The organism is Streptomyces sp. NPDC005151 (genome assembly GCF_053599875.1).
On the sequence record NZ_JBSFYR010000059.1, the window covers coordinates 35,788 to 47,514 of the forward strand.

The 11,727-nt window shown below is 70.2% G+C and carries 9 protein-coding genes; 3 read left to right on the forward strand and 6 right to left on the reverse strand.

Translation table 11 applies throughout. The annotated features are described in order from the left end of the window. Nucleotides 1-40: 40 nt before the first annotated feature. From ACWD6R_RS26840 to leuA, 3 genes are all read right to left on the reverse strand, one after another. Complete coding sequence (locus tag ACWD6R_RS26840; RefSeq protein ID WP_451821054.1) at nt 41-2,140, reverse strand: MMPL family transporter; 2,100 nt, start codon at nt 2,138-2,140, stop codon at nt 41-43. A gap of 161 nt (nt 2,141-2,301) precedes the next feature. Beyond that, nucleotides 2,302-3,006, reverse strand: coding sequence for a TerB family tellurite resistance protein (locus tag ACWD6R_RS26845; protein WP_451821055.1), 705 nt, complete (start codon nt 3,004-3,006; stop codon nt 2,302-2,304). A 180-nt stretch (nt 3,007-3,186) separates the two neighbouring features. Beyond that, nucleotides 3,187-4,974 (reverse strand): 2-isopropylmalate synthase, encoded by a 1,788-nt coding sequence (leuA, locus tag ACWD6R_RS26850; RefSeq protein ID WP_451821056.1) that lies wholly within the window; start codon nt 4,972-4,974, stop codon nt 3,187-3,189. A 294-nt stretch (nt 4,975-5,268) separates the two neighbouring features. Here leuA and ACWD6R_RS26855 point away from each other — a divergent pair, with 294 nt between their 5' ends. Both ACWD6R_RS26855 and ACWD6R_RS26860 read left to right on the forward strand, forming a co-directional pair. Continuing rightward, entirely contained in the window at nt 5,269-6,345 is a 1,077-nt protein-coding gene (locus ACWD6R_RS26855) for a M4 family metallopeptidase (protein WP_451821057.1), read from the forward strand. A 118-nt stretch (nt 6,346-6,463) separates the two neighbouring features. Beyond that, the gene (locus ACWD6R_RS26860) at nt 6,464-6,730 is read left to right on the forward strand and encodes a protealysin inhibitor emfourin (RefSeq protein WP_393299178.1); all 267 of its coding nucleotides are present in this window, start codon (nt 6,464-6,466) and stop codon (nt 6,728-6,730) included. A 41-nt stretch (nt 6,731-6,771) separates the two neighbouring features. Here ACWD6R_RS26860 and era read toward each other — a convergent pair whose 3' ends face one another. The 3 genes from era to ACWD6R_RS26875 form a co-directional block, all read right to left on the reverse strand. Beyond that, nucleotides 6,772-7,746: a GTPase Era gene (gene era / locus ACWD6R_RS26865; RefSeq protein WP_451821058.1), complete on the reverse strand. Its 975-nt coding sequence runs from the start codon at nt 7,744-7,746 to the stop codon at nt 6,772-6,774. Nucleotides 7,747-7,796: 50 nt separating this feature from the next. Next, a complete protein-coding gene (locus ACWD6R_RS26870; protein WP_451821059.1) occupies nt 7,797-8,741 on the reverse strand; it encodes a WxL protein peptidoglycan domain-containing protein in 945 nt (314 codons plus the stop codon). Between the two features lie 87 nt (nt 8,742-8,828). After that, nucleotides 8,829-10,208: a beta-xylosidase gene (locus tag ACWD6R_RS26875; RefSeq protein ID WP_451821060.1), complete on the reverse strand. Its 1,380-nt coding sequence runs from the start codon at nt 10,206-10,208 to the stop codon at nt 8,829-8,831. 522 nt (nt 10,209-10,730) lie between these two features. On the opposite strand from ACWD6R_RS26875, the gene ACWD6R_RS26880 reads away from it, so the two are divergent. Next, a partial coding sequence (locus ACWD6R_RS26880; RefSeq protein ID WP_451821063.1) for an IS701 family transposase occupies nt 10,731-11,727 on the forward strand: 997 nt, incomplete at its 3' end.

Below are 11,727 nucleotides of genomic sequence, written 5' to 3' on the forward strand. Positions count from 1 at the left end.
CGGGACACGCCGTCATCCTCCGGTACGCGCACGGGCACCGTCACCGGTTCCGCACGAGTTCGGGCTCGCGCGGCCCGGGGGCGGCGGGCGTCCGGCTGAGCTTCCCCGGCCACCAGATGGTGCGCTGGAGTGCCACGCTCGCCGAGGTCACCAGGTAGGTGCGGACGAGGAAGGTGTCGAGGAGGACACCGACCGCGATGACGAAGCCCATCTCGACCAGGCTGACCATCGGCATGTTCGTCAGGACGGCGAAGGTGGCCGCGAGCACCAGTCCGGCCGAGGCGATCACGCCGCCGGTGGTGCGCAGGGCGGTGAGTGCGGCGGCGGTCGGTTCGGCGCCGGAGAGCGCCTCCTCGCGGACCCGGTGCATCAGGAAGATGCCGTAGTCGACGCCGAGCGCCACCAGGAAGACGAAGGAGAGCAGCGGCAGTCCGGGATCGGCGCCCTTCAGTCCGAGGACCGGTTCGAAGACCAGCCCGCCGATGCCGAGGGCGGCGCCCCAGACGGCGACGACTGCGGCGACGAGCAGCAGCGGGGCGACGAGGCTGCGCAGCAGCGCGATCAGGATCAGCAGGACGGAGAGGAGGACGAGCGGGACGACGATCTTCAGGTCCCGGGCGTCGGCCGTCTCCAGATCCATCTGCTGGGCGCTGGGACCGCCGATATGGCTGCCGTCCAGTCCGTCGCGCAGGGCCTTGATGGTGGCCTGTTCGCCCGCGGACTCGGGGGCGTCGGTGGCGGCGGCGGAGAGTTCGGTCCAGCCACCGCCGCTGCGGCCGCGTTCGACGGCGGCGACACCGTCGGTGGCGCGGGCCTTCGCCATGGTCTCGGCCACCCGGTCGGTGGGGGCGATCACGGTGATCGGCCGGGTGGACCGCTCGGGGTAGGCGGCGGCAAGTGTCTCCATCGCGGAGATCGAGTCCGGTTTGCTGGTGAAGGAGTCCTCCTGCTTCAGGTCTCCGGGCATGTTGAACGCGCCGAGCGCCAGCGCCCCCAGCAGCACACCGCCGCAGGCGAGTACGGCGACGGGCCGGCGTCCGGCCGAGCTGCCCATCGCGGCGAACAGTGAACGCCGTTGCCGGGGCGTGCTGCCGTACGCGGGGACGAGCGGCCAGAACACTCGGCGGCCGAGCAGGACAAGGAGCGCGGGCAGCAGCGTCAGCATGGCGAGCAGTGCACAGAGTACGCCGACAGCGGCGATGGGGCCCATGCCTCGGCTGCTGGTGAGGTCGGCGGCGAGCAGGCACAGGAGGCCCGCGGCGACGGTGCCGGAGGAGGCGAGGACAGCGGGTCCGCAGCCGCGCAGGGCGGCGGACATGGCGTCGTACGGCCGTGCGGCGCGGCTCAGTTCCTCGCGGTAGCGGGAGACGAGCAGCAGCGCGTAGTCGGTGCCCGCGCCGAAGACGAGGATGGTCATCACGGCGGAGCTCTGGCCGGTGACGGTGACGTCGAAGCCCCGGTTGAGCCCGTGGACGACGGCCATGGACAGCGCGTCGGCGACGCCCGCGACGACGAGCGGCACCAGCCACAGCAGCGGACTGCGGTAGATGACGATCAGCAGGATCGCCACGACGGCGACGGTCGTGTAGAGCAGCGGTCCGCCCAGCGACGTGTAGACCTCCTGGGAGTCGACGACCAGCGCCCCGGGGCCGCCCACCTCGACGCTCAGCCCGCCGCCGCCCTTCGCGACGTCGCGCACCTCGTCGACGAACGCCTTCCTGGCCTCGTCGTCCTGGCCGGGCTCGGTCGAGGAGACCGGGTACATCAGCGTCGTACCGTCCTTGGCGGGGACGCCCCTGGGGGTGCCGGTCAGGGTGTGGCCGCCCGCGAGCGCGGCGGCCTGCCGGTCCGCCTCGGCCCGGTCGGCGGCGGTCAGACCGCCGTCGCGGTGGTAGACGAGGACGAGATCGGTGGACTCCCCGCCGGGCAGCGCGTCCTGGATCTTCGCCACCTGCGTGGAGTCGGCGCTCGCCGGCAGGTAGTCGACGGCCCGGTTGGTCTGTACGCCGGCGAGCTTGCCCGCCAGGGGCCCGGCGAGCGCGATCACGGCGACCCAGAGCGCGAGGACCGCCCAGGGCAGCATGCGCCTGCGGCTGCCCGCCCGGGGCGGTGTGCCGCTGTCTTCTGTTACGGCCCTCATCACGGGCCCCCCTTCGGCCGGTTGTCCGGTACGTGTCCAGACTCCCGGCCGCCGGGGGCCGATTCGTCGCGCTGGGGGCCGACTTCGCGGCTACTGCCGGGGTGGGCGAAGGGGCGCCCGTACTCCCGCGGGAGTACGGGCGCGGTGCGCAGCGGTGTATGTCACGAGGGGGTGCGCGCCGCCGCGGCGAGCAGCCGGGCCGTGTCCTCCGGGCAGAGCTGCAGCGCGGCGCCGACCGTGGTCAGCACCTCGCGCTCCGCCGGGCTGTACGGGCCGTCGGCGAGCGCGATCCTGGCGCCCTGCAGGAGGATCGATTCGCGTCCGCCGGGCGCCAGGTGCGGGGCGAGGGGTTCCAGCGCCTCGTGGAGCTCGATGGCGAGGGCGGCGCCGCACGCCTCGGCGGCGGCGTCGAACGCGGAGCCGTGTCCGATGTCGGCGGCGAGGACCTCGACGACGGTGGAGAGCTGGTCCTCGGTGCAGTCGTCGAACCCGGCGCCGCGCACGGTGGCCGCCGCCGTCTCCAACGCGGTGCGGGAGGCGGTGCCACCGGCGGCGAGGATGCCGAGCGCGACGATGTGGACGGCGCCCCGGAGCATCGCGGAGAACCGGGTGGTGGTGGGGTGGTCGAGCGCGTCGGTGCCGAAGTGGGTCCGGCAGGCGGCGCATTCGACGACGGGGCCCGCGGTGCCGCGGCGCAGCAGTGGCACGCCGAGCACGGCGAAGCGGCGACGGCCGGTGAGACGGCGGTAGTTGCGGTCGCCGCCGCAGCCGGGGCAGAAGAACTCGCCGTCACCGACGGCGTCCCACGTGGTGCGGATGCCGCAGATACGCAGCTTTATGGCGCGTTGTCCCAGGGCTGACCGCACGTCGCACACCTCCGTAACGCTCCGGCAACATTGCCGTGTTGACGTGATGTTAACCACAGTCGCGAGGTGACGTCAGCACCTCGCTCGTCACAACCGTCGGGAGATGGCCGAACCCCGCCCCCTGGAGCGGGTGGGCGGGGTCCGTCGGCCGTGCGGTTCTACGCCCTTTCGGGCGCGGGGTCAGCGGGTCGCGCGGTTGACCGCGGAGACGACCGCCTTCAGCGAGGCCCGTGTGGTGTTGGCGTCGATGCCGATGCCCCACAGGACCTTTCCGTCGATCGCACACTCGATGTACGAGGCGGCCTGGGCGCTCGCGCCCTCGCTCATGGTGTGCTCGGTGTAGTCCAGCAGACGGGCGTCGATGCCGATGGCCTGCAGCGCTTCGAAGAACGCGGAGATCGGACCGTTGCCGGTACCGGTCAGCACGGTGTCCGCGCCGTCCACGGTCGCGTCGACCGTGATCGTGTCCTGGCCGTCGGAACCGGTCGTGGTCTGACCGGAGCAGATCTGTACGCGTCCCCAGGCGTTCTCCGGGTTGGGCAGGTACTCGTCCTGGAACGTGGACCAGATCTGCGTCGGCGTGACCTCGCCGCCCTCGGCGTCGGTCTTGGCCTGAATGATCCGGGAGAACTCGATCTGCATCCGGCGCGGCAGGTCCAGCTTGTGGTCGTTCTTCAGGACGTAGGCGATTCCGCCCTTGCCCGACTGCGAGTTGACCCGGATGACCGCCTCGTACGAGCGGCCGACGTCCTTCGGGTCGATCGGCAGGTACGGCACCGCCCACTCGATGTCGTCGACGGTCTTGCCCTGGGCGGCAGCGTCGGCCTCCATGGCGTCGAAGCCCTTCTTGATGGCGTCCTGGTGGGAGCCGGAGAAGGCGGTGTAGACCAGGTCGCCCGCGTAGGGGTGGCGCGGGTGGACCTCCATCTGGTTGCAGTACTCGCTGGTGCGGCGGATCTCGTCGATCTGCGAGAAGTCGATCTGCGGGTCGACGCCCTGCGAGAACAGGTTCATGCCCAGCGTCACCAGGTCGACGTTGCCGGTGCGCTCGCCCTGGCCGAACAGGCAGCCTTCGATCCGGTCCGCACCGGCCATGATCGCCAGTTCGGCGGCGGCGACGGCGGTGCCGCGGTCGTTGTGCGGGTGGACCGACAGGCAGATGTGCTCGCGGCGCGACAGGTTGCGCGACATCCACTCGAACCGGTCCGCGTGCGTGGACGGCGTCGAACGCTCCACGGTGGCGGGCAGGTTGAGGATGATCTCGCGGCCCTCCTCGGGCTGCCAGACGTCACAGACGGCCTCGCAGACCTCCAGGGCGAAATCCAGCTCGGTGTCGGTGAAGATCTCCGGGCTGTACTGGTAGCCGAAGATCGTCTCGTCGCCGAGGATCTTTTCCGCGTACTCCATGACCAGTCGGGTGCCGTCCACCGCGATCTGCTTGACCTGCTCCTTCGAACCGCGGAAGACCACGCGGCGGAAGGTGGGAGCGGTGGCGTTGTACAGGTGCACCGTGGCGCGGTGGGCGCCGCGCAGCGACTCGACGGTCCGCTCGATCAGCTCCTCGCGGGCCTGGGTCAGGACGGAGATCGTCACGTCCTCGGGGATCGCACCCTCTTCGATGATGGAGCGCACGAACGCGAAGTCGGTCTCGCCGGAGGACGGGAAGCCGACCTCGATCTCCTTGTACCCCATGCGTACGAGCAGGTCGAACATCTCGCGCTTGCGGGCCGGCGACATCGGGTCGATCAGTGCCTGGTTGCCGTCACGCAGGTCGGTGGACAGCCAGCGGGGCGCCACGGTGATCCGGTTGTCCGGCCAGGTGCGGTCGGGGATCTCGACGGCCTCGTACCGGCCGTACTTGTGGACCGGCATCCCGGACGGCTTCTGCAGCTGAGTGGCGTTGGTGATCGGCGTGGGCCGGCCGACGGCGTTCTCGGCGGGGGTCTGAGCGGGATTCGCGGCGGTCATGACGTACGGCTCCTCGGGGTCCAGCGGTGGGACGGCCGACTGTGTCGCTGCAACACCAGACTCCGCGGGGAGGGGGTCGGCCTACGACTACAGGCCCTCGCCGCGGCAGCTAAGAAGAAGCAGCCCGAAACGCATGATGCGACGAGACTAACCGAGAGGCGCCCGAGACGTCGGTCGTGTATCAGTATGCGGGACCGGACCTCGGTAACGGGTAAACAGTGATCGGTCACTCCATTTGTCCAATCCTGATGGCAAACAGTGACATGGCGATGACGCAGTGCCACAGTCGAACCCATGCAGCCTCGACCTCAGCACGGGTTCCGCCCCGTCTTCTGCACGATCGTGCCGCCCCACGTACTCGACAAGCTGTCACAAGCCGACGACCCCGATCTGGCCGGTCCGGCCCGCCGCACCCTGGAGGGCGACGCCGCCCGGCGCACCCGCCGCCAGATGGCCACCCTCGTCACCCCCGCACCCGGCCCCGTGACGACGGACCAGCTGTCCGACAAGCCTGAGCGCACGCTCTACGACTGCCGCCACAGCACGCAGCTGCCGGGCTTCAAGGTCCGCGGCGAGGGCGGGGAGCCGACGAGGGACGCGAGCGTCAACCGCGCGTTCGCGGGACTCGGCGCCACTTTCGAACTGCTGCTCACGGCGTACGGCCGCCATTCGATCGACGGCAACGGGCTGCCGTTGATCGGCTCCGTCCACTACGACGAGAAGTACAACAACGCCTTCTTCGACGGCGAGCAGATGGTCTTCGGCGACGGGGACGGGGAGATCTTCCTCGACTTCACCGTCGCCATCGATGTGATCGCCCACGAGCTGACGCACGGGCTGACCCAGTACACGGCCAACCTGAGCTATTTCGGCCAGTCCGGTGCGCTCAACGAGTCCATGTCGGACGTCTTCGGTTCCCTGGTGAAGCAGTACTCACTGGGCCAGACCGCCGACCAGGCGGACTGGCTGATCGGCGCAGGTCTGCTGGCCCCACGGGTGCAGGGCGAGGCGCTGCGCTCGATGAAGGCGCCCGGGACGGCGTACGACGACGACGTGCTCGGCAAGGACCCGCAGCCCGCGTCGATGGAGGACTACATCCACACCACCGAGGACAATGGCGGTGTACACCTCAACTCCGGCATCCCGAACCGCGCCTTCTACCTGTTGGCCACGGCACTCGGCGGCAACGCGTGGGAGCGGGCGGGACAGCTCTGGTTCGACGTCCTCACGGGCCGCCGCCTGGCCGCGGACGCGGAGTTCACGGACTTCGCCCGCCTGACGGTCGAAGCGGCGAGGGACCGCTTCGGCGAGGGCGACGAGTTGGAAGCGGTACGGAAGGCATGGTCGGAGGTGGGCGTGCCGTCCGCGTAGGCCCGGTCACGGTTCCTGTCCTCGATCGCCGGAGCTCGGCCAAAAAACAAGCCCCTCCGGCGATTGAGGAGCGGGGTCCGGGGCAGAGCCCCGGAAACAACCCGAGAGGAGTCGAACCATGCGGATCCAGGTCACCCGCACCGGCGGCTTCACCGGCATCGCCCGCCACCGCGAGATCGACACCTCGGACCTCACCGACGCAGCGGAGTGGGAAGCCCTGGCCGAATCCGCACTCGCGGCGGGCCGCGGCACCCCACCACCCGGGGTGCCGGACGGCTTCCGGTACCGGATCACGGTCGACGACCGCACCGCGCACTGCGCGGATCCGCACCTGACCGACGCCCAGCGCGCACTGATCTCACGCGTCCTCAAGGAGGGCGCGTGAGGTCGACGCACAGCTGACCCGCCCACGGACTCCGCCGGCGCTCAGAACCCCAGCTTGCGCAGCTGCTTCGGGTCGCGCTGCCAGTCCTTGGCGACCTTCACATGCAGGTCCAGGAAGACCGGCGTGCCGAGCAGCGCCTCGATGTGCTTGCGCGACTTCGTGCCGACCTCTTTCAGCCGCTTGCCCTTCGGGCCGATGATGATGCCCTTCTGGCTGGGCCGCTCGATGTACACGTTCGCGTGGATGTCGAGCAGCGGCTTGTCCGCGGGCCGGTCCTCACGCGGCAGCATCTCCTCGACGACGACCGCGATCGAGTGCGGCAGCTCGTCGCGTACTCCTTCGAGCGCGGCCTCCCGGATCAGCTCCGCGACCATCACCATCTCGGGCTCGTCGGTGAGGTCGCCCTCCGGGTAGAGCGGCGGGCTCTCGGGGAGCAGCGGCGCGATCAGGTCAGCGAGAAGGTCGACCTGGCTGTCCTTCACCGCGGAGACCGGAATGATCTCTGCCCATTCGAAGCCGAGCTCCTCGCCGAGACGGGAGACGGCGATCAGCTGTTCGGCGAGCTGCTTGGAGTCGACCAGGTCGGTCTTGGTGATGATCGCGATCTTCGGGGTCTTCTTGATGCCCGCGAGTTCCTTGACGATGAACTTGTCGCCGGGGCCGAGCTTCTGGTCGGCGGGCAGGCAGAAACCGATGACGTCGACCTCGGCCCAGGTGGTCCGCACGACGTCGTTCAGCCGCTCGCCGAGCAGCGTGCGCGGCTTGTGGAGGCCCGGGGTGTCGACCAGGATCAGCTGTGCGTCCTCGCGGTGCACGATGCCGCGCACCGTGTGGCGGGTCGTCTGGGGCCGGTTGGAGGTGATCGCCACCTTCTGGCCGACCAGAGCGTTCGTAAGGGTGGACTTGCCCGCGTTGGGGCGGCCCACGAAGCAGGCGAAGCCGGCCCGGTGGGGGGCGTTGTTCTCAGCCTGCTGCGCAGCAGCTTCTGGGTTCGGTCGAGCGCTCATGGCGCCCATTGTCCCCGATCCCGGCGGCCCCGCCGCACAGCGGGCGGCCTGCTGTCGTCTCAGGCCCTGCGGATGCGGCTCCGCCGGGCCCGTATCCACACCCCCGTACCGCCGCCGACGATCACCAGCAGGACCGCGGCCATCAGCCAGGGCAGTGCGATGTACCGGGCGGCGGCGGACTCGTGGGTGTCGCGAGCGCTCGCGGTCAGTTCGATCTCGCCCCATTCCAGCTGCGGCGCGTCGGCCCACTTCTCGGTCAGCCGGACCTCTTGGCGGGGCAGCAGCTCGGACGGGATCTTCTTCAGGTCGCGGGCGAGCAGGGTACGGCCGAAGAGTCCCTGGGCCTTGAGGGCGACCTTGGGGTTGAGGGTGACGTTCCCGCGGTTGTGGAGGGTGTACGAGATGACGGCCCGGCTCTCTCCGGTGCCCGGGACGAGCGGCTGGGTGTGCTTGACGGTGACGTCGTCGACGGACAGCGCGGGCATCGCCGGTCCGTTCACCCGGAGATAGATCCGGGCACCGACCGCTTTCCGGATGCCGACGGCGACGGCTCCCCGGTCGGCAGGGTCGATGCGTTCGTCGAGGGCGACGAAGGCGCCCGGGTGGTCGCCGGGCTCGGCGGTCTCCGGGAGGGTGACGGTGACCGGCACGGTGACGGAGCCGTGCCGTTTCACGGTGACCTTGTCGCGGCCGGTCCTCGCCCAGGCGCCGATGGAACGCTGCTTCTCGCCCGGGGAGCGGACGGCGAACCCGCCGTCGCGTTCGGTGTTGTAGGCGTCGGCGGCGTACAGCCGGAAGGTCAGCGGCTCGGCGGTCTTGTTGGTGACGGTGACCTTGTCGGTGAGGGTGGCACCGGGGTCGGCGGAGAGATAGAAGTACGGGCGCTGCCCGTACTTCGTGGTGGCCGGGTAGACGGACCAGCTGCCGTTGTCGGCGGCATGGCCCGCGGGTGCGCCGAACAGCAGCAGGACGGCGGCCAGGAGGAGTATGTACAGCTTGCGCACGGTGCGGAACCCCCAGGGTGCTCGGTGCGGACGGGGTGGGCCGGCCGGGTTCACCGCCCGGCCCACCGGTCGGTCGGGGACCGACGCTCAGGTGAGGGTGAGCGTCAGCACGCCGGAGTACGTGCCGGTCGCGGTGTACGCCGGTACGTCCAGGGCGAGCCGGGCGTCGACGGTGAACTCACCGCCGGTGAACGCCCCGTTCGGGGTGGACGCCAGGGTGGCGCCCGCACTGCCGACCGAACCCTCGGAACCTGCGGCGCAGGTGCTCGGGCTCCCGGGCTTTGTCGCGCAGACCGGGGTCCAGCTGAGCGCGGAGGCGCCGATCGTCGCACCACCGGGGCCGCTGAAGTCGGTGACCTTGCCGGTCAGGGACCAGCCCGCGGGACCGCCGCGGAAGTCCTTGACCGTCACCGTCTGCAGGGAGCCGCGGGAGGCGCCGCCCGTGCCGAAGTCGACCGCCGACATCTCGACGGTGTCGCCGGCCTGGGCCATGGACAGGGTGCCCGCCTTGACGGACGAGGTGAGTCGCTGGCTGTCGCCGGGGATCTCCCCGCCGCCACCGGTGACGGTGTACGCCTGCGGGCCCGCGCCCTTGTCGGCGTCCCAGCCGGAGCCCTCGTACGCGACGATGCCGGTGGTCGCCGGATCGTTGACGGTGAGCTGTCCGGTGAAACCGCCGTGGCTGTCGGCCGTCACCGTGACCGTGTCCGCGGTCTGGGTGCCACCGGCCCGGCCCGCCAGGGTGACGTTCGCGCCCGCGGTGAACTTCGATCCGGTCACGGTGACCGGGTCGCCCGCCTTGCCGGAGGCCGTACCGAGCTGGATGGCACGCTCGTTGACCTGGCCGCCGCCGTTCGTCGCGATGACCGTCTGGGAGACGGGGGCGGGCGGGTTCGTCACCGTGCAGGGGGTGTCCAGTTCCATGATGTAGCTGGTGTGGATGTTGTAGTCGCCGGGCGAGAGCGTGATCTCACCGGGTGCGGTGACCGTGAAGGCGCCCGTCATGGAGAAGGACGGGAAGGTGCCCTTGCCGGGTACGGGGTCGTTCTTCTTGGGGCCGGCGACGGTGACACTGCTGCTCTGGGCGCCGCCGACGGTGACCTTGCCGGTCGGCGTCATGATGTCGGCGGGCAGGGCCAGATCGACCGGGTTGCTCGCGGCCGGCTTGACCACGGTGTACGTGATGTTGACCGTGTCACCCACCTTCGGGGCGGCGTTGTCGACGCTGATCTGCGCCGTCGTCGTCCCGTCGATCGGCGGGATGCCCGCGATGGCCGGCGGGATGCAGTGCGTGGAGAAGTCCACCGCGACGGAGGCCGTCGCCAGGGCCTGCGCGGGGCCTGCGAGTCCTCCTCCCCCGGTGACGACGAGCGCGGTGACGCCGAGCGCGGCGGCCCAGCGGCGCCTGCGGTCCGGGTGTCTTCGGGTGGCGGATCTGCGAATGGTCGGATGCGTGGTCGGACGCATGAAGCCCCCTCCTGCGGGACGCGGCGCAGCGGCTCTTCTGCGCCGGCAGGGGGCCATTGATGACTCCGGCCGAAAAGAAGTCAATGACAGCGAAATGCCACAACTGATGGGCCATCAGATGCTGTCAAGATCCCTGCTCCCAGGAATCTTGACGACATCCGAGGTCAGAGCCTGTCGGGTGACCTCTGATCGGGCGGCCACGCCCTGGCACGCACGCTTCCCGCGTTGCCGAAACGCCCTAGTGCCCCTCCCGGCAAGCTTTGCCCCGTCGCGCCGCCCAGCACGCCCGCTCGCCGCGTTGGCCAAAAGCCCTGGTAGCTCCTTCCCCAAGCTCTCAACTTCGTTCGAGCAGGGGAGACCCCATCCAAGGACTTCCGGCCGCCTTGCGATCGCACGCACTGGACGACGCTCCTCATGGGGCAAACATTGCCGGTCACGGCACTAGTAGGGCTTTGTTAGGTACCCCGGATGATCACGCAGGAGTAGGGTTGTGATCTTCTTTCAGGTGTGACACCTGAGGAAATGGAAGAGGTCCGTCCGCGCCTGGAGGCGTTCGCGGCTCAGATGCTCGGCTCGCTGGCCCGTCGGGACCAGCGGGCCAAGGGTGAGCTGTATCTGCGTGGGCTGATGCTGGACGGCAAGCGCAAGTCCATGCAGCCGATGGCCGATCGCTTGGGCGTGGACCACCAGCAACTCCAGCAGTTCGTCTCCTCCTCCACCTGGGACTACTCCAAGGTCCGGGAACGGGTGGCCCGTTGGGCTGCGGCGCACATCTCTGCCCAGGCGTACGCCATCGACGATGTCGGTTTCCCCAAGGACGGCTACGACTCGCCGGGGGTGGCGCGGATGTACTGCGGCGCGCTGGGCAAGCGCGGCAACTGCCAGATCGGCGTCAGTGTGAACCTGGTGTCCGACCGTGCCTCCTCCGCCATCGACTGGCGCCTGTTCCTTCCCGAAAGCTGGGACGACACCAAGCACGGCGACGACGCGTTGCTGGCGCAGGCGATCCGACGCCGCCGCGCCAAGGCCGGCATCCCCGAGACTGCTCGCCACCGGGAGAAGTGGCGCCTGGCCCTGGACATGCTCGACGAGGTCCGCGAAGACTGGGAGCTGCCAGACCTGCCGGTCGTCGCCGACGCCGGATACGGCGACGCCACGGGCTTTCGCGAGGGCCTGACCGAGCGCGGCCTGACCTACGCGGTCGCGGTCAAGGCCACCACGACCGCACACCCCGGCGACGCCACGCCCGCGCGCCCGCCGTACTCCGGGCAGGGCCGCCCTCCCGTGTCCGCCTACCCCCAGCCGCACACCACCCTGCGCGCGCTGGCCCTGACAGCCGGACAAACGGCCACCCGCACCGTCACCTGGCGCCAGGGCAGCAAGGCCACCAAGCACAACCCGAACGCCGAAATGCGCTCACAGTTCCTGTCCCTGCGGGTCCGCCCGGCCAACCGGTCCATCCGCCGCGCCGCCGACGGCTCCCTGCCCGAATGCTGGCTGCTCGTCCAGTGGCCACCCG

What these genes read in the sequence shown, in the direction of transcription:
- ACWD6R_RS26875 (WP_451821060.1), bottom strand. Translation starts at nt 10,208, where the DNA reads ATGCGTCCGACCACGCATCCGACCATTCGCAGATCCGCCACCCGAAGA.
- ACWD6R_RS26855 (WP_451821057.1), top strand. Translation starts at nt 5,269, where the DNA reads ATGCAGCCTCGACCTCAGCACGGGTTCCGCCCCGTCTTCTGCACGATC.
- era (WP_451821058.1), bottom strand. Translation starts at nt 7,746, where the DNA reads ATGGGCGCCATGAGCGCTCGACCGAACCCAGAAGCTGCTGCGCAGCAG.
- leuA (WP_451821056.1), bottom strand. Translation starts at nt 4,974, where the DNA reads ATGACCGCCGCGAATCCCGCTCAGACCCCCGCCGAGAACGCCGTCGGC.
- ACWD6R_RS26860 (WP_393299178.1), top strand. Translation starts at nt 6,464, where the DNA reads ATGCGGATCCAGGTCACCCGCACCGGCGGCTTCACCGGCATCGCCCGC.
- ACWD6R_RS26840 (WP_451821054.1), bottom strand. Translation starts at nt 2,140, where the DNA reads ATGAGGGCCGTAACAGAAGACAGCGGCACACCGCCCCGGGCGGGCAGC.